Genomic DNA, 17319 nt, shown 5'->3' with positions numbered 1-17319 from the left:
CCGATATTTTTTTAATCAAAATGTCCAAACTCAAACAGTATATTGAAAATCGAATATGAATAAAGTTTATTCTGAATACAGACGTAGACTGATCAGTTAAAGTTGATACTCAACATGCAGTTGTTGTTTCTATGCGCGTATGTCCCATTCGGCTGATCGGAAGATAGCGGTGAAGATCTTTGTTTGTAAAACTACAATAGTAAAAGCCTCCAGGTGAACCATGTGGAAGTCCTGTATCACTTTGAAATGTAATCATAGTGGGGCTCGTTACGCCACCATTCCATTTTAAAGAGCCAAATTTCAAATTAGTTTGAGTGTATTTATGTATCGTTTCATTTTTATCAATATTCTTATTATTGTTTAAATCTGAAAAAACAATAATGCCTTTATGCCATTGATTGATTTCGCAGCGATCAAAGGTTGATGATGAGCACACAACAATGTTGGAATGATAGATTTGTGCTGTATTTTTAGCGAAATTAACATGTTGTCTCACTAAGGGGAGTAGCTGTGAAACCTCTTGAAGCGCTATATAATGTTGAAAATTAGGTATCGCAATCATGATAATAATTGCGATAATACTGAGCGTGATCAATGTCTCAAACAAGGTAAAAGCATGTTGTTTACAATATGAGTACATATTTAGTTCTTCTTTTAGAAAACAACTCATTGATTGTTATTGATAATTATTATATTTCTAGGGTGAAAATCAACACTGTAAAAAATGATTACTATCATTTATGAATGCTGTTAATATATCAGAAATGAAAAGATAAGTTATTCACAAGAGCCAATTGAGTAAAAAATTACCGAATTACAACGGAAATTGTAAGTAATTTTGTCAATAATTTACTTGATTAAATTAATCAAGCACTTGGAAAATAGTTCAAGTGTTTGTATGATTCAGCGTGAGTAGCTTAAAAAAAATACTGGGGTATAAGAAAGCCTATCTCAGGAAGCCATAATATTTTAGGCTGAGCTTGAACAACAATTGTTATCTCTGGAGGATATCCATGAAATTGAGTCGTATCGCACTTGCTATGCTTGTTGCTGCACCTTTAGCCGCTGCTAATGCTGGCGTAACCATTACACCATTATTAGTTGGTTATACATTCCAAGACACTAAACACAATAACAGTTTTGCTGATCATCTTTATGAAGATAATGCTGAGCTTCAGGACGATTTATTTGTAGGTGCGGCACTTGGTATCGAGCTTACTCCTTGGTTAGGTTTTGAGGCTGAATATAACCAAGTTAAAGGTGATATTAAAGACAAGACTTTGAACCCTACTGCAAATTATGGTGAATACAAACAAACTCAAATCAATGGTAACTTCTATGTTACTTCTGATTTGATCACTAAAAACTATGACAGCAAAATTAAGCCATACGTTCTTTTAGGTGCTGGTCACTATAAATACGAATATGATGGCAGCACTGGTCTTAAAGATGACGAAGGTACTTTAGGTAACGCTGGTGTTGGTGCTTTCTGGCGCTTAAACGATGCTCTATCTGTACGTACTGAAGCTCGTGCTACATACAACATCGATGAAGATTTCTGGAACTACACAGCTTTGGCTGGTCTTAACGTAGTTCTTGGTGGACACTTGAAACCTGCTGCTCCTGTAGTAGAAGTTGCTCCAGTTGCTCCAGCTCCAGCTCCAGTTGCTCCAGCTCCACAAGAGTTAACTGAAGACTTGAACATGGAACTTCGTGTTTTCTTTGATACAAACAAATCAAACATCAAAGATCAATACAAGCCAGAAATTGCTAAAGTTGCTGAAAAGTTAGCTGAATACCCGAATGCGACTGCTCGTATTGAAGGTCACACAGATAACACTGGTCCACGTGCATTGAACGAACGTTTATCTTTAGCTCGTGCTAACTCGGTTAAATCTGCTCTTGTAAGCGAATACAATGTTGATGCTGCTCGTTTAGCAACTCAAGGTTTTGCTTGGGATCAACCGATTGCTGATAACAAAACTAAAGAAGGTCGTGCGATGAACCGTCGTGTGTTCGCGACTATCTCTGGTAGCCGTACTGTTATTGCTCAATAATTAGCGATCTAAGCCTAATTCGATATTTCGAATAAGACTGAAATAAAAAATGACTCTTCGGAGTCATTTTTTTTGTTAATAAACATCTATACGACAATTGTTGTGATATATTTCTCACAAATACTATATTAAGACTAAATAATAAGAGGAATTACTTTGAAAAATATTCTATTTCTAGCAATTTTAACTTCAATTATTGCAACAGGTTGTACATCACTTCCAATCAGTCAGAAACCGACTACTCAAAATGATGCGGCACAACAAACACTCAATGAGCTTAAAAAGGGCGTTGCGATTTTGTTCCAAAGTAATTCAAGTGAAATTGATGCGGAGTATGATGTTTATCTTGCTGCTGCGGCCCAAGCTTTAGCTCAAAATAAAAGTTTCCATTTAGCGCTTGAGGGACATACGGACAGTACAGGTTCGGCTGCTAAAAATGTAAAGGTTTCATTGGAGCGTGCTAATGCTGTACGTAACAAGTTAGTGATGGACTATAATGTAAGACCAGAACAGGTGAGCACTGTAGGAGCTGGTTCAGCTCATCCAATTGATAATAATGAGACTGCTGAAGGTCGTGCGAATAACCGCCGCGTGGATGTAATGCTTAAAATTCAATAATAGTTTTATTTGTTGAATAAAAAAAATCGGACTTAAGTCCGATTTTTTATGAGTTATTACAAATCTAAATAATTATTGCGACTCATCTTGGTCAATTTTCATAGGTTGTACATCCATTTCGCTGTATTTAACGAGTTTGGATTCTCTTTTTAAGCTATATCCAGCCCAGATTGCGAGGAAGAGGAAGATACCAATGTACGTCGAAAGGACAGCTAACCATTCACCATCAAGGACTGCTTGGTAGTTTTGTCCAAGTACAACAACAGCACAGAGAACGAAAGCAAACCAAGGCGCAAATGGGAAGAATTTAGCGGTATAGGCTAAATCTGAAAGTTTATTGCCTTGAGCAAGGTAACCTTTTCGGAAACGATAGTGTGAAATCGCAATACCCAGCCATACAATAAATCCGCACATACCAGACATATTGAGTAGCCAGTTAAAGACCTGCTCTTCACCAATGAAAGTGGTGAGGAAGCATAATGCCGCAATTGCCGTAGTGGCATAAAGCGCATTCATGGGTACGCCACGAGTGTCCAATTTAGAAAAAAACTTGGGTGCACTGCCATTTTTGGCCATATCGAACAACATACGCGTTGAAGAATACATTCCAGAGTTACCAGCAGATAATATCGCCGTTAAAATCACCGCATTCATTACACTTGCTGCGAAAGCAAATCCAGCTTGTTCATACAAAAGTGTGAACGGAGAAAGTGCAATATTTTCATCTGATGCGGCTTGTAAGAGTCGTGGATCGTCATAAGCAATCAAAGTACCAATGATGAAAATACACACGATGTAAAATAACAGAATACGCCAGAAGATTTGTTTAATCGCAATTGGGATCGTTTTCTTTGGATCTTTGGATTCACCTGCAGCAACACCGACCATTTCGGTCCCTTGGAAGGAGAATCCCGCAATCATTGCAACACCAATAAGTGAGGCTAAACCACCGACAAAAGGTGCTTCACCTTTGGTCCAGTTGCCAAAAGCAGCCATATCTGGCGTCATCATGATTTTAACAATCATAAATATACCAATGATAATGAACAGTATAATGGCCAGTACTTTAATTAAAGAGAAGAAGAATTCACTTTCACCAAAACCTTTTACAGTTAGTGCATTAATACCAAACACGACCGCCAGAAAAATTGCACTCCAGTAGAAACCCGGTATATCTGGGAACCAGAATTTCATGATGAACTGAACGGCAACCAGTTCAAAGGCAACCGTAATAGCCCAGTTGTACCAATAGTTCCAACCTAGAGCAAATCCAAAACCATTCGAAACGTATTTCGTTCCATAGGTAAAGAAAGCACCTGATGTTGGATTATGAGTTGCCAACTCACCTAGACTGGTCATTAAGAAATAAATCATAACCCCAATTAGGGCATAGGCCAGAAGGGCGCCTCCAGGACCTGCATTTGCAATGGTTGCACCAGAAGCGAGAAATAGACCCGTACCAATAGATCCACCTATGGCGATCATATTGAGATGACGAGCCCCCAGCTTACGCTGTAATTGATCTGTTTTTATTGTTTCGCTCATTATTCTTCCTTGGCTTTTTTATTCATGTTCGCAAAAAGGACTTTAAAGCCATTTTGGTCTGCTTTCACCACACAATTACCATAATTTTGCTCAATAAGAATCGAATAATTAAGGAAGCGATTGGCAACCATCCATAATTCACCACCAGATTTTAAGTGACGACGAGATGTTTTACACAAAGTTTCACTGGCATTGTAGTCAGTGTGAATTCCTTGATGAAAAGGAGGATTACTGACAATGGCATGAAGAAATAAGGGAGCATCTTCAATACCTGTGACCGCTTTGATTTCAAGTTGTTCAGGAGCTAAATTATTTTTTTCAAATGTTAATCGTGTCGATGCTAAAGCAAAGGCGTCCACATCGAGTGCAAAAATACGATTTTTGGGATTGAGTTTCGCTAAGAATGCACTGATCACACCTGAGCCACAACCAAAATCGGCAATCTTACCCGAAGTAACTCGACTGAGGTGCGGCAAGAGTACGGCAGTGCCAATGTCTAAGCGGTTTTGACTAAATACACCGGGAAGGGCGCAGATATGAATGTCACCATTCGGCGTTGCCACGGTATATTCTTGTGCCCACGCTTGAGGCTGCTTCACTGCTGGTAGCTTGTCAATCTTCAAATGCCACATTTGACAATGTCGAGCACTGTCGAGTTTAGTTGTAGCACCGAAAGGAAGTAGTTGTTTCGATGCGCGCTCAACGCCGCCTTTTTTCTCACCGACAAGAAGAACTGTACCGCCTAAACCTAGGCGCTCTACCACGTAATGTAGAAGATAGTTTAACAATTCTTTAGATTTAGGCACAAAGATGATGGCTTGATCAAATTCACTTTCAGGTAACTCAATACCAAAATGAACATTGGCTTGCTGATTTTGAAAATGATTAAATTCATTAAAATTCCAAGTCCAATATTGAACTTGAATATTTTCATCCAAATTTGACGCTAAATCGTCAGTGGGTGCATTAATCAGTAAGATACGACTAGAAAGGTATTCATGCTGTCGAATGACAACTTCACTTCTAGGATCCATATTTTATCGCTCCATTGAACAGCACTGCCCAGACAATGCTGGGCAGTGCTGAAACTGAAATGAAATTATTTCTTCGTTTCAGGAAGAATAATATTTAAAAGTAATGCTGCAATACCGCCTGTCGCAACGCCTGAACTAAAAATGTTACGGAATAATTCCGGAAGGTGTTCGAGAATTTGTGGAACTTGCGCCACGCCCAAACCCAGTGCGAGAGAGATTGAAATAATCAGTAAAGCACGACGGTCTAAATGAACGCCTGCTAAAATATTAATCCCCGATGCTGCTACCGCACCAAACATCACCATAACAGCGCCGCCCAAAACAGCTTGAGGAACAGCTTGAATCACACCAGCAACAGCTGGTACTAAGCCGAGGATGATTAATAATGCGGCAATCCAAATGCCGACATAACGACTTGCGACACCTGTCAGTTGAATTACGCCATTATTTTGTGCAAAGACAGAGCTCGGGAAGGTGTTAAAAATACCCGCTAAAAACGAATTTGCACCATTCACCAGAACGCCGCCTTTAATACGCTCCATCCATTTTGGACCATCTACAGGTTGGTTTGAAATTTTAGAGGTTGCAGTGACATCACCGATCGCTTCTAAAGAAGTCACCAAATAGATGAATGCCATCGGAATGAATAAACTCCAAGAGAAACTCAATCCGAAATGCATAGGTGTTGGTATTTGAATAGCTGGCGCATCTTTGAGACCTGAAAAGTCCAAATAACCCATAAAGCCAGCAACTGTATAACCAACAGTCAATGCAATGAGAATAGCTGAGCTTTTCACCCAAGTGATTGGGATACGATTTAAAATAATAATGAGTGCCAAAACGGTACATGACATGATGAGATTGTCTGAGTTGGCAAAAGTTTGATCAGCCATGGCTTGATAACCACCTCCCATGCTAATCAATCCCTCTTTAATCAGGGTCAAACCAATCAATAACACCACGATACCGGTGACCAATGGCGTAATGAGTTTCTTTACCCAAGGCAGAATGCGTGAAACGCCCATTTCAATAAATGAACCTGCAATCACTACACCAAAAATAGAAGCCATAACCGCTTCAACTGGCGTGCCCGCAGCGACCATCGCTGATCCAATTCCGATAATTGGACCAATAAAATTAAAACTTGTGCCTTGGACAATCAGTAAGCCTGCACCAAATGGCCCAACTTTTTTACATTGTAGGAATGTTGCAATACCCGAGATGACCAAAGACATGGATAAAATCATGTTGGTATCTTCTTTTGAAACACCCAGTGCCAAACAAATCAGCAAGCCTGGGGTGACAATAGGCACAATAATCGCAAGTAAATGCTGAAAAGCAGCTAAAAATGCAACAAAAGGTTTCGGGCGGTCATTTAAACCGTAAACGAGATCCAATTGCTTGTTTTGCTCTGAAGGGGAGTGTAAATCAGACATTAGTCATCAAAGTTTTGGCAGAATGGCGCTATTCTAATCGAGATACACAGCTTTACAAAATGAAAAGGTTGCCATTTGTCAAAAAAAAATGCGATTGTCAATAAACTGTCACTGTCAAAAGTTTGTATTTTTCTGTATAATTTGGCCTCAAATTAAATATGCATTGAATTTACATGTCTGATATTAAAACTCTCCGTAACATCGCCATTATTGCGCACGTCGATCATGGTAAAACCACTCTTGTAGACAAACTTTTGCAACAATCTGGTGCTCTCGGTGATCGCGCGGGTGAGATTGAGCGTGTCATGGATTCAGGCGCTATTGAAAGCGAACGTGGTATTACCATTCTTGCAAAGAACACTGCAATTAAATGGACTGATGCTCGTACAGATATAGAATACCGCATCAACATCGTGGACACCCCAGGACACGCAGACTTCGGTGGTGAAGTTGAACGTGTTATGTCTATGGTTGACTGTGTACTTCTACTTGTTGACTCTCAAGAAGGCCCAATGCCGCAAACTCGTTTTGTAACGCAAAAAGCGTTCGCACGTGGTTTGAAGCCAATCGTTATCATCAACAAAGTGGACAAGCCGAGCGCGCGTCCAGATTGGGTTATTGATCAAGTATTTGACTTGTTCGACAACCTAGGCGGTTCTGACGAACAATTAGACTTCCCAATTGTTTATGCTTCTGGCTTACGTGGTGTTGCTGGTCCTTCTCCTGAAGAACTTGCTGACGACATGACGCCATTGTTCCAAACAATCGTAGATATCGTTGAACCACCAGCTGTAGATATTGATGGTCCATTCCAAATGCAAGTGTCTTCACTTGACTATAACAGCTTCGTTGGTGTTATCGGTGTTGGTCGTATTCAACGTGGTTCAGTAAAATTAAACACTCAAGTAACTGTTATTGATAAAGAAGGTAAGACTCGTAACGGTCGTATCTTAAAAATCATGGGTTACCATGGTCTTGAGCGTGTTGATATTGAAGAAGCGAATGCTGGTGATATCGTTTGCGTAACGGGTATCGACGCACTACATATTTCTGACACCATTTGTGATCCGAAAGCTGTTGAAGCTTTACCGCCATTGTCTGTAGATGAACCTACAGTAACCATGACTTTCCAAGTAAACAACTCACCGTTTGCTGGTAAAGAAGGTAAATTCGTAACTTCACGTAATATCCGTGAGCGTTTAGATCGTGAATTGATCCACAACGTAGCATTACGTGTTGAAGATACTGATTCTCCAGATCGTTTCAAAGTATCTGGTCGTGGTGAACTTCACCTTTCAGTACTGATTGAAAACATGCGTCGTGAAGGTTTCGAAATGGGCGTATCTCGTCCACAAGTAATCTTGAAAGAAATTGATGGCGTTAAGCAAGAGCCGTACGAAAACGTTACTTTTGACGTTGAAGAACAGCATCAAGGTTCTGTAATGGAACAAATGGGTCACCGTAAAGGCGAAATGACCAATATGGAAGTTGACGGTAAAGGCCGTATCCGTATTGAAGCGACTGTTCCTTCACGTGGCTTAATTGGTTTCCGTTCTGAATTCCTGACAATGACTTCTGGTACAGGGATCATGACGTCAAGCTTCTCGCATTACGGTCCAATGAAACAAGGTACTGTTGCGAAACGTCAAAACGGTGTGTTGATTTCTATGGTTCAAGGTGTGTGCTTGGGCTATGCATTGTTCACATTGCAAGACCGTGGTCGTTTATTTGCTAAGCCGCAGTTAGAAGTTTACGAAGGTATGATTATTGGTATCAACTCTCGTTCAGATGATATGTCAGTTAACCCGACTAAAGCGAAACAGTTAACAAACGTTCGTGCATCTGGTACAGATGAAGCATTAACACTTGTTCCTGCAATTGAATACACGCTTGAACAAGCGCTTGAATTCATCGAAGATGACGAGTTAGTTGAAGTAACACCTAAGTCAATCCGTATTCGTAAGCGTTATTTGACTGAAAACGAACGTAAACGTAACCGTTCAGGTAAATAATACTGAAATCCACTTAATTTAAGTGTGATTTAAAAAATGCTACCATTCGTGGTAGCATTTTTTTGTTTGTAATAAGCAACTGGTTATTTTAAAAAAATAAAATTCCAAGTAAATTACGTGTGTTTATGACTTATTTCACATTTTGGACAAAGTTAATCGTTTAAATTAGACAATGTTAAGCGTTTAAAAAATTGAAATCGTAATATAAAAAACAATCTGGAGAATTTAATGGGTATCGCTCAAGAGTTTAAAGAGTTTGCAGTCAAAGGCAATATGATGGATTTAGCCATTGGTGTAATCATCGGTGGTGCTTTTGGTAAAATTATTGATTCATTGGTTAAAGATGTCCTTATGCCAGTGATTTCCGTGATTACAGGTGGTGATGTCGACTTTTCACAATGGTTTATTGTGTTAGGTGATAATCCAAATAATCTCGCAACTTTAGAAGAGTTGCAAAAAGCAGGTATCAACGTCTTACAGTATGGTAGTTTCCTCACTGTATTTATTAACTTCCTTATTTTGGCTTGGGTTGTTTTCTTGTTGGTTAAGTTTATGAATCGAATTCGTAAAGACGAAACACCTGAAGCTGAGCCAGCAGCTACACCAGAAGATATTGCATTACTGCGTGAAATTCGTGATGAGTTAAAACGTAAAGGTTAATATGCATTAAACATTAAAATGTATTAAGCATTAAAATGTATCAAGTATTAAAACGGCGCGAATCGCGCCGTTTTATATTATTCACTTTTAAGTATCAAGTCTGTAGATTTCTTTCAAAAATCATTATTTATACAACAGACTCATCATGAGTATTCCCTCATCCTAACCTTCTCCCAAAGGGAGAAGGGATTTTTTCAGATCAATTTATGGCCACTCAGTGATCATTTTTCGACCTATGAAAGAAATCTTGTGATTCATTCGCATTGTTTAAATCAGTACGTTTAAATCAGTTCAAACAAAATGACAATTTAAAAAAGATAATTTGACTACCAAATTTAAAAAATAAATTAGATAGGTGATCAATCCATTCGAAATTTAATTTCAAGTAAATGCCAACCAAACTGACTTTTAATGGGTCCATGAAGTTCACGTTCTGCAAGCGTAAACACGGCTTTATCAATGGGTCCAACCAATTGACCCTTTTTAATCTCACCCAGTTCACCACCTTTTTTCCCAGAAGGACAGGTTGAGTGCTGTTTAGCAATTTTTGCAAAGTCTGCACCAGTTTTAATTTTCTTTTTTAATTGCTCAGCAGCTTCTTTGTCTTTCACTAAAATATGACGGACGATTGCAGACTTCATGCTTTATTTCCTTTCAATGCTTTCTTCGTCACGATTTTAACCTTTTTTAAAGGCTGGCATTGGGGACAAAACACAGAAGCTCGTTGTCCTAATTTTAAATTTTCCAATGTGGTTTCACAGTTGATGCACATTTCACCTGCACGACCATAGGCAAGTAAAGTTTGTTGGAAGTAACCATTTTCACCCATAGCATTGGTGTAATCGCGGAGTGTAGAGCCGCCTAAATCAATGGCTTGTTTTAAAATACGTTTAATCTCGATGACTAAATTTTCAATTTGCGTTCGTGAAAGGCTCGATGCTGGCTGAGCAGGATGAATACCCAAATTGAAGAGGCTCTCAGTGGCATAGATATTTCCGACACCAACAACAACGTGGTTGTCCATGATGGCAACTTTCGCAGCAATATTTTTATTTTTTAATTTGTTCGCTAAGTATTCCGCATTAAAAGCATCACTGAGTGGCTCTGGTCCCAGTGTATCAATCAACTTGGTTTGTGAATGCTCATCTAACCAGAGGATACAACCAAAGCGACGTGGATCATGGTAGCGGAGTTCAGTATCTTCAAAACGCATAATCAAATGATCATGTTTACGAATCTCTGTATCAGTATCACAAAGGCGAAAACTTCCAGACATGCCTAAATGCCATAACATGGTGGCATTTTCAAAGTTCGCCAAAATATATTTAGAGCGTCGAGTTAAACCAATTAATTTTTGACCAATCAGTTTATCCAGATCATTGGGTATAGGCCATCTTAAACTCGCGTTATTGACTTGAATTGAAAGCACTTTCTGATCAAGCAGCGGTAATAAACTGGTTTTAGTGGTTTCGACTTCGGGTAATTCTGGCATACGTAAGATTTATAAAACGGGATGACGCTAATATTGGGTTATTTATTCAAGAATACAAGCGTTAAGTAGCAAGGTTGAAAGAAAGCGTTATTTCTGTAAAAAAATAAAATTCCATTAAATAATCAATCTTAGTCCACTAGACGAAATAAGTTTTAGGCCTTGAAACCTTAATATAGCTTTTTTATCAGTCATTTCTATACAGCAAAATTAAAATCAGTATTTCCTCATCCTAATCTTCTTAGAGAGAGGGAGTTTTTTTATATCAATTGATTGCCTTTCAATGATCTTCTCTGATTTATGCAAGAGATCTTTTCACGGTAATAGTGGAGTTCACAGTGATAGTGCAGTCGAAAATAATGTATAAGTAGTGATGAAGAAATTTAAGTGGTGTAACTGCTAGAAAATGCTCTACAAATCCTAGAAAATTCAATAAATTCTTGCATAATTATCGCTATGATTTCATACCATGCTGATGTTTTGGTTGAAGATTCATTATGTAATAAATTCAGAACTAAGTTTTTAGAACAAATTTTTCAAAACTAAGTTTTTGGATAATGCTTATATCCTGAGTTTAGGTAGTCGCATTATTTTTAAGTTTTAATCATTAAAAAAACAAACTGTTGAATCAGTTTGTTTTCATTTATACCGTTGAAAAATAACAATCATATTTGTTATAGATGGTTGAGCAAAAGGAGCGATTACATGTCTAAATTATTTCAAGCGATTCAATTTGGGTCGTTAAATTTGGAAAATAAAATCATTATTGCACCGATGTGTCAGTATTCTGCAACTGAGCAAGGTGAGTTGACGTATTGGCATGAACAGCAGTGGGCCAACTACGCATTATCAGGCGCAGGATTGATGATTATTGAAGCGACTGCGGTACAACCAGAAGGTCGTATCAGTTATGCAGACTTGGGATTATGGAATGATCTTCAACGTGCTCAAATGAAAGCCTTAATCGCGAATGTAAAACAATTGTCACCTATGCCTATAGCAATTCAGTTGGCACATGCAGGCCGGAAAGCATCTACCGAAAAACCTTGGGAAGGGGGAGGACAGCTTGCACCCGATCATCCTCAGGGTTGGAAAACCGTATCTGCAAGTACGCTGCCATTTCATACACAAGATGTAGAACCACATGCGCTCACCATTTCAGAAATTGAAAAAGTCATTGAAGATTTTGCTCAAGCTGCGATTCGCGCTGTGAATGCAGGCTTTGACTTGATAGAAGTCCATGCTGCACATGGTTATCTACTGCATCAATTTATGTCACCTTTATCCAATCTAAGAGATGATGAATATGGTGGAAGTTTTGAAAATAGAATTCGTTTAACACTGCAAGTTGTTCAAGCTATTCAGCAAGTCGTTCCCGAAGGTTTTCCAGTCGGTGTACGCATTTCGGCATCAGATTGGATGGATGATCATAAGGGTTGGGATATCGACTCATCTATTGGTTTATCAAAAGCTTTAGAGCAACTCGGTGCCGTCTATATTCATGCATCTTCAGGCGGATTACATGAAAAACAGGACATAAAAATAGGTGCTAATTATCAGGTTCCTTTTGCCAAAGCCATTAAACAGAATGTGAATATTCCTGTGATTGCTGTAGGACTGATTACAGAGGCTGAACAAGCGGAAAAAATCTTAGTTAATGGTGAAGCGGATGCGATCGGACTAGCACGTGCAATTTTGTATGATCCAAGATGGCCTTGGCATGCAGCTGCAGCATTAGGGGATGAAATTAAAATCAGTCCCCAATATTTACGCAGTCAACCACACGGTGTGAAATCATTATTTAAGTCATATTAACTCATATCATCATCACAACTGAGTTGTAGTGATCAATATTAAAAGATGATGTTGATCACGATAATCGCTTAGCAACTTGTTTCAAGAACCTATCTTTTTCATGTATTTTGGGCCAGACTAGGTTTTTGAAACGTTGATTTAATGTGGATATAAATTAAGTTAATCATTATGAAATGAAAGTCTTGATATTCAATTGACGATAACGTTAAAAGTATTATTTCAGTTCGCTTAGCACAGGCATTTTCCGATGGTGTTTGCAGTCATTATTCCTATATTTTTTCTTTTAGGCTTGGGATATTTGTCTGTAAAGTCAAACCTGTTAGAAAAGATGCAGGTATCAAGTATTGGTGCATTCGTCATCAAAATAGCCTTGCCCGCTTTATTTTTACACTCTTTAGCCAGTAAGGATTTGAGTGAGATTTGGTATCCCGAATATTTCTTTGTTTATACCGGGTTGTCGTTCTTACTGTATATCTCTGCATATTTCATAGTTCAAAAGTACTTTAGCAATACAGCTTCTGATTCTGCTGTATTGTCCTTAGGTGCCTCAATGTCAAATACAGGTTTAATCGGTAGTGCGGTGTTGACATTGTTAATGGGCAATAAGGCGATGACCTATATCTCTTTAATTGTCATTATAGAAAGTGTTTTACTTGTTCCAACGGTATTGATACTGGCAAAACTGGGCATGCAGAAAAATATTAATATTTTGAGCATGATTCAGAATACTGTCAGCATGCTTCTCAAAAACCCCCTATTTGTGAGCGTGATCTTGGGGATGAGCTGCGCAATATTTCAAATTAAAATCCCGTTTTATATCAATCAAGTTTTAGCAATGATCGGTCAGACGGCATCACCTTTAGCATTATTTACGATTGGTGGGGGGATGGTCGGTTTAACACTTAAATATGTCAATTTGCAAAGTATGTATTTGGTGATCTCGAGCAATATCATCATGCCTTTGCTGGTGTTTCTTGGGTTGACCTACTTAACAGATGTGAGTCAGGAAATGATCTATGCTGGAACCATTATAGCGGCACTTCCTATGCCAACGATTTTTGGTATTTTAGGTCAGTCTTATGGTTTAAATGATCGAGCGATTACACCGCTGTTGATGAGTACAATTGTTGGATTCATTATTACAGCAGGATTGATTACGTTGTGGTGGGGCTAAGGTATAGAATTAAAAGACGTCAAACTTAATTGATGTGAATGCGGTTCAAATAGTCTCAAAATATTAAACAACTAGATCTCTTTCATAAATCAGAAAAGAAGATTGAGTGGGATAGAAAAATCCTTCTTTCTCTTGGTAAAAGTTAGGATGAGGAAATGCTGATTGTGATTTTGGTGTGTAAAAATGACTTATGAGAGACGTTTGTTTTCAATTAGATATAAAAAATAGAGGCTCTGTTGAATCTTGAAAAAGTTGAGCGACCTCAAATAAAGTCGCTCAAACTATATAAAGATTTAGACTATAAAAGATTAAGACTTTAAACGTTAAGATCTTAAAAGTTAAGATTTTGCTTTTGCAGCAGGTTGTTTTGCACTTTCAGCAATTAGTTTATTGACTACGTCTAAACTTTGCTTAGCCTGAGGAACATCTTGTTCGGCAAGTGCGGTGAAAATTTTCTTCGCTTCAGGTAAGTTTTGCGGAACAATATTTCCGTTAACGAACATATTTCCTATCGCCATAAGCGCAGGAATATATCCCTTTTTACCCAACTCTTGAATGCTTGCTAAACCTTTTTTAATCGGTGCTTCATTCTTGGTTTTAAAGCCAGAAGAAATATCATATAAAGCGCGAGCATGCGTTGCAGGATAGCTGCCTTTTTTGATCAACGGTTCCAGTTTTGCCAATGCAAGCTTATCTGAGGCGTCTTTTCCTTCAGCAAATAAGATCACAGAAAGCTCGACAATCGCATCATCAAAACCTTGATTGGCTGCTTTTTCTAAGTATTCACGAGACTTTTTCTCGTTTTGGGTCAGACCAAGTCCACCCGTTGCATAATTTTGTGCAAGGACATAATTGGCTAAAGGATATCCCTTTGCGCCCGCTTGTTCATAAAGCTGAACTGCCTTTTTATTGTCCTGTTTTGTCCCTTGGCCTGCTTGAGTTAAATAAGCCAAATTATAGGTCGCTTGCGCATTACCAGCTTTGGAAAGAGTATCTAATTCTTTATATGCTGTATTAAAGTCCTTGGATTTAATCAATTCTTGAACTTTATTAAATGCTGGGTCGACCGCTGGTGTTGCTGCAAAGGAGACTGAACCTGCTAAAGCAAGTAAAGCACCGCATAGAACTTTTTTCATATTTTTATATAACCTATATACGAATGCTAAATCCATTTATTGAATGAAAATAGGGTGTTAAAAATCACTTTAATAATAGTTGGTATTGTGTGAATGTAAATATGAAAAATGTATAACAGATAAATTTTCATTCAAACTTTTTCAATTTTAAACTTATTTATGAGGTATGCAAAATCAATTTCAAATATTTAAAAATTAGGTTTGTGTCGTAAACTCGGTTTAAAATACACAAATTCAAAATTTGTGAGAAAAGTATGTTCATTAAAGGCATTAAGCGTAATTATTTAAAAGTTCTTGAGGATGAATCTATTCCTGAAGAAGAAAAAATTGATGCGCTTTTAATGAAATTGGGTGGCTCGTTTTTGGTCAGTAAAGATGACCGTGTTTATATATTTAAAGATGGAGATGCAGAAGCTAAATTCGATGCGAAGCATGCGCGGGCATTCCATTTTAAAGATTATGTCATTAAAGATATGAATAAATTATTTCATGATTTTAATGCTTAAAAAAAGCCTCCATTTCTAGGGGGCTTTTTTAATTGATTAGTGCACTTCGTGTGTTGAGTGGATTTATCTTTCAATTCTGAGGCTGTTTCTCGTGTTAAAAAATAATTGAAACTTGAGATCCTATGTGATTTTTTATGAATTTACCATGAGCCTGAAGCACCGCCGCCACCCGAGCTTCCGCCTGAATCTCTTGAGGAGCTACTACTAGAGGAGTTACTACTAGATGAAGAACTATGACTATTAGAAGATGAGGATTGATGATTAGAAGACCAACTACTCGTTGAATTAGATGAGTTATCTGATACGCCATTTTGATTATATCTTTTTAGTTTTTCTAAACGTTCATATCTTTCATCGATCATTTTCTGTTTCGCTTTTTCTTTTAAATGTTGCTTATAAAAAGACGAGAGATAGATATTTTCAGTAGATTTCTTAAATCGGTATAAAAACAAAAAATATCTAAATAGAATTACAGTAAAACAAACCGTTAATAACATTAATGTGAAAAATGATTCATTTGGATATAATTCGATTAAATAAAAAATTCCAAAACCAAAAAAAGAATAAATTTGAAGAGGTAAGCTATATAAAATAATTTTGAGTAATCTGTACTTTTCATCAAAAGGTAAAAATATAGCCAACATGAATGGCGCATAAAGAGGAATGAAGGCACACAGGAAGAATGCTAATTTTGCATAATATAAATAAGTAAAAGCAAAAATATGAATAAAAATTCCAAAAACTAAAAGCGCCGTAAAAGCTCCTAATGAACCAGCAGTACCGAAATTAATAATTGTCTTTGTGAAAACCCAATAGAGTGGAAGACAGAGTAAGAATGAAAGGAATATTGCGGCTAATATTTTTAAACTTAAAAATATTTTTTGATCATTGTTTTGACTTGAATCAAGGGCTATAGACAAGTCTAGAATTTTTTTTTGTGTTTCATTAAAGCCAGAAAAATAGTCATTGTTTTTAAAATGAGGTGCAAGCGTATGACGAATAATACGTCCAGCTTCTACATCAGTAAATTCTCCTTCTAGCCCATAGCCGACTTCAAAGCGCATCTTGCGGTCATCTTTAGCAACTACCAGTAGTAAACCATTATCAAGTTTTTCATTACCAATTTTAATCGTGTTGAATACATCTAGAGCATATTGCTCAATGCTTTCACCATGAATTGATGGAATCATTAAAATTTTAAAATCGACGTTCGTTTCTTTGTAAAGCTGGTCATTTCGCTGTTGAAGGGATTGGATTTGATCATTGGTGAGCGTTTGGGTTGTATCAACAATATTATGTGTTTTAAGCTGTTCTAAAATTTCAGGTGTGATGGCATATAGGTTTGAACAGATCAAAGCTAAAAAACAGCATAAACAAGAAATTAGATATTTAAGTTTTACCATGAGCCAGAAGAACCTCCACCGCCAAACTTACCGTTTAATTGATCTTCATGATCCAGTTTGGCATTTTTCATTGATTTAGTTGAATTGGTGCTTTTTAAAGAAAATTTAACATTGGTACCGTTGAGTAATGTCAGCAATGTTTTGTGAATGATATGCATAGTATGGATGCTGCTATGTAATTCGAAATATGTTGAGCAGGTTGATTTAGATGAACATTGTGTTCACTAATATCATCACTATTTAATCTGCTTGAATCTAATATTTCAAACGAAGAAGCGCTACTCGCGATTTTATTTTTTATCATTGTGTCAGCAAAGATTGTTGTTGAAAAGATGATGCTTAATGAGCCTAGAAATAAGCTAAAGAGAATTATAAAACAAAGCAACGGATACATTTTTATCAATCTTTTTTAGTATGTTCTAATTTAAACAGCA

General features: G+C 37.4%; 16 protein-coding genes. 7 read left to right on the top strand and 9 right to left on the bottom strand.

Features of this window, described 5'->3' with window-relative positions; translation table 11 throughout:
• Positions 1-109: 109 nt before the first annotated feature.
• Positions 110-640, bottom strand: coding sequence for a GspH/FimT family protein (locus V5M36_RS12740; RefSeq protein ID WP_338559622.1), 531 nt, complete (start codon positions 638-640; stop codon positions 110-112).
• A 373-nt stretch (positions 641-1013) separates the two neighbouring features.
• Here V5M36_RS12740 and omp38 point away from each other — a divergent pair, with 373 nt between their 5' ends.
• Together omp38 and V5M36_RS12730 are read left to right on the top strand one after the other, a co-directional pair.
• Complete coding sequence (omp38, locus tag V5M36_RS12735) at positions 1014-2057, top strand: outer membrane protein Omp38 (protein ID WP_338559620.1); 1044 nt, start codon at positions 1014-1016, stop codon at positions 2055-2057.
• A gap of 156 nt (positions 2058-2213) precedes the next feature.
• On the top strand, positions 2214-2675 hold the full coding sequence (locus tag V5M36_RS12730) for an OmpA family protein (protein WP_338559618.1): 462 nt from the start codon (positions 2214-2216) through the stop codon (positions 2673-2675).
• Between the two features lie 72 nt (positions 2676-2747).
• Here the strand turns inward: V5M36_RS12730 and V5M36_RS12725 are convergent, their stop codons facing one another.
• The 3 genes from V5M36_RS12725 to V5M36_RS12715 form a co-directional block, all read right to left on the bottom strand.
• Positions 2748-4220 (bottom strand): amino acid permease, encoded by a 1473-nt coding sequence (locus tag V5M36_RS12725; protein ID WP_338559616.1) that lies wholly within the window; start codon positions 4218-4220, stop codon positions 2748-2750.
• A complete protein-coding gene (locus V5M36_RS12720) occupies positions 4220-5254 on the bottom strand; it encodes a class I SAM-dependent methyltransferase (protein WP_338559614.1) in 1035 nt (344 codons plus the stop codon). The genes V5M36_RS12725 and V5M36_RS12720 overlap by 1 nt, the downstream gene beginning before the upstream one ends.
• 65 nt (positions 5255-5319) lie before the next feature.
• Positions 5320-6690: a uracil-xanthine permease family protein gene (locus V5M36_RS12715; protein WP_338559612.1), complete on the bottom strand. Its 1371-nt coding sequence runs from the start codon at positions 6688-6690 to the stop codon at positions 5320-5322.
• A gap of 173 nt (positions 6691-6863) precedes the next feature.
• Between V5M36_RS12715 and typA the strand changes: the two genes are divergently transcribed.
• Together typA and mscL are read left to right on the top strand one after the other, a co-directional pair.
• Positions 6864-8702: a translational GTPase TypA gene (gene typA, locus V5M36_RS12710; RefSeq protein WP_338559610.1), complete on the top strand. Its 1839-nt coding sequence runs from the start codon at positions 6864-6866 to the stop codon at positions 8700-8702.
• 228 nt (positions 8703-8930) lie between these two features.
• On the top strand, positions 8931-9362 hold the full coding sequence (gene mscL, locus V5M36_RS12705) for a large conductance mechanosensitive channel protein MscL (RefSeq protein WP_338559608.1): 432 nt from the start codon (positions 8931-8933) through the stop codon (positions 9360-9362).
• 359 nt (positions 9363-9721) lie between these two features.
• Here mscL and V5M36_RS12700 read toward each other — a convergent pair whose 3' ends face one another.
• Positions 9722-10003, bottom strand: a complete 282-nt coding sequence (locus V5M36_RS12700) for a peptidylprolyl isomerase (RefSeq protein WP_338559606.1) — start codon at positions 10001-10003, stop codon at positions 9722-9724.
• On the bottom strand, positions 10000-10854 hold the full coding sequence (mutM, locus tag V5M36_RS12695) for a bifunctional DNA-formamidopyrimidine glycosylase/DNA-(apurinic or apyrimidinic site) lyase (protein WP_338559604.1): 855 nt from the start codon (positions 10852-10854) through the stop codon (positions 10000-10002). The genes V5M36_RS12700 and mutM overlap by 4 nt, the downstream gene beginning before the upstream one ends.
• Before the next feature lie 702 nt (positions 10855-11556).
• On the opposite strand from mutM, the gene V5M36_RS12690 reads away from it, so the two are divergent.
• Together V5M36_RS12690 and V5M36_RS12685 are read left to right on the top strand one after the other, a co-directional pair.
• Positions 11557-12666 carry an NADH:flavin oxidoreductase/NADH oxidase gene (locus V5M36_RS12690; protein ID WP_338559602.1) on the top strand — a complete coding sequence of 370 codons (1110 nt, stop codon included), beginning with the start codon at positions 11557-11559 and terminating at the stop codon, positions 12664-12666.
• Between the two features lie 247 nt (positions 12667-12913).
• A complete protein-coding gene (locus tag V5M36_RS12685; protein ID WP_338559600.1) occupies positions 12914-13840 on the top strand; it encodes an AEC family transporter in 927 nt (308 codons plus the stop codon).
• Positions 13841-14178: 338 nt separating this feature from the next.
• Here V5M36_RS12685 and V5M36_RS12680 read toward each other — a convergent pair whose 3' ends face one another.
• On the bottom strand, positions 14179-14976 hold the full coding sequence (locus tag V5M36_RS12680; protein WP_338559598.1) for a tetratricopeptide repeat protein: 798 nt from the start codon (positions 14974-14976) through the stop codon (positions 14179-14181).
• Between the two features lie 254 nt (positions 14977-15230).
• Here V5M36_RS12680 and V5M36_RS12675 point away from each other — a divergent pair, with 254 nt between their 5' ends.
• Positions 15231-15482, top strand: coding sequence for a hypothetical protein (locus V5M36_RS12675; RefSeq protein WP_338559595.1), 252 nt, complete (start codon positions 15231-15233; stop codon positions 15480-15482).
• 140 nt (positions 15483-15622) lie between these two features.
• Here the strand turns inward: V5M36_RS12675 and V5M36_RS12670 are convergent, their stop codons facing one another.
• Positions 15623-16885 (bottom strand): TPM domain-containing protein, encoded by a 1263-nt coding sequence (locus V5M36_RS12670; protein WP_338559592.1) that lies wholly within the window; start codon positions 16883-16885, stop codon positions 15623-15625.
• Positions 16879-17043: a hypothetical protein gene (locus V5M36_RS12665; RefSeq protein ID WP_338559588.1), complete on the bottom strand. Its 165-nt coding sequence runs from the start codon at positions 17041-17043 to the stop codon at positions 16879-16881. The genes V5M36_RS12670 and V5M36_RS12665 overlap by 7 nt, the downstream gene beginning before the upstream one ends.
• Between the last annotated feature and the right edge of the window lie 276 nt (positions 17044-17319).

Origin of the sequence: Acinetobacter sp. KS-LM10, from assembly GCF_036896575.1 — a bacterium.
Classification (GTDB): Bacteria; Pseudomonadota; Gammaproteobacteria; order Pseudomonadales; family Moraxellaceae; genus Acinetobacter; species Acinetobacter avistercoris.
Note: the sequence above shows the minus strand (reverse complement) of the source record. Positions and strands in the feature narration are given on the sequence as shown.

Excerpts from the sequence above, each read along its gene's own strand:
- mutM (WP_338559604.1), bottom strand. The coding sequence starts at position 10,854 with ATGCCAGAATTACCCGAAGTCGAAACCACTAAAACCAGTTTATTACCG.
- V5M36_RS12700 (WP_338559606.1), bottom strand. The coding sequence starts at position 10,003 with ATGAAGTCTGCAATCGTCCGTCATATTTTAGTGAAAGACAAAGAAGCT.
- V5M36_RS12685 (WP_338559600.1), top strand. The coding sequence starts at position 12,914 with ATGGTGTTTGCAGTCATTATTCCTATATTTTTTCTTTTAGGCTTGGGA.
- V5M36_RS12740 (WP_338559622.1), bottom strand. The coding sequence starts at position 640 with ATGTACTCATATTGTAAACAACATGCTTTTACCTTGTTTGAGACATTG.
- V5M36_RS12665 (WP_338559588.1), bottom strand. The coding sequence starts at position 17,043 with ATGCATATCATTCACAAAACATTGCTGACATTACTCAACGGTACCAAT.
- V5M36_RS12715 (WP_338559612.1), bottom strand. The coding sequence starts at position 6,690 with ATGTCTGATTTACACTCCCCTTCAGAGCAAAACAAGCAATTGGATCTC.
- typA (WP_338559610.1), top strand. The coding sequence starts at position 6,864 with ATGTCTGATATTAAAACTCTCCGTAACATCGCCATTATTGCGCACGTC.
- V5M36_RS12680 (WP_338559598.1), bottom strand. The coding sequence starts at position 14,976 with ATGAAAAAAGTTCTATGCGGTGCTTTACTTGCTTTAGCAGGTTCAGTC.
- V5M36_RS12670 (WP_338559592.1), bottom strand. The coding sequence starts at position 16,885 with ATGGTAAAACTTAAATATCTAATTTCTTGTTTATGCTGTTTTTTAGCT.
- V5M36_RS12675 (WP_338559595.1), top strand. The coding sequence starts at position 15,231 with ATGTTCATTAAAGGCATTAAGCGTAATTATTTAAAAGTTCTTGAGGAT.
- V5M36_RS12725 (WP_338559616.1), bottom strand. The coding sequence starts at position 4,220 with ATGAGCGAAACAATAAAAACAGATCAATTACAGCGTAAGCTGGGGGCT.
- mscL (WP_338559608.1), top strand. The coding sequence starts at position 8,931 with ATGGGTATCGCTCAAGAGTTTAAAGAGTTTGCAGTCAAAGGCAATATG.
- V5M36_RS12720 (WP_338559614.1), bottom strand. The coding sequence starts at position 5,254 with ATGGATCCTAGAAGTGAAGTTGTCATTCGACAGCATGAATACCTTTCT.
- V5M36_RS12690 (WP_338559602.1), top strand. The coding sequence starts at position 11,557 with ATGTCTAAATTATTTCAAGCGATTCAATTTGGGTCGTTAAATTTGGAA.
- omp38 (WP_338559620.1), top strand. The coding sequence starts at position 1,014 with ATGAAATTGAGTCGTATCGCACTTGCTATGCTTGTTGCTGCACCTTTA.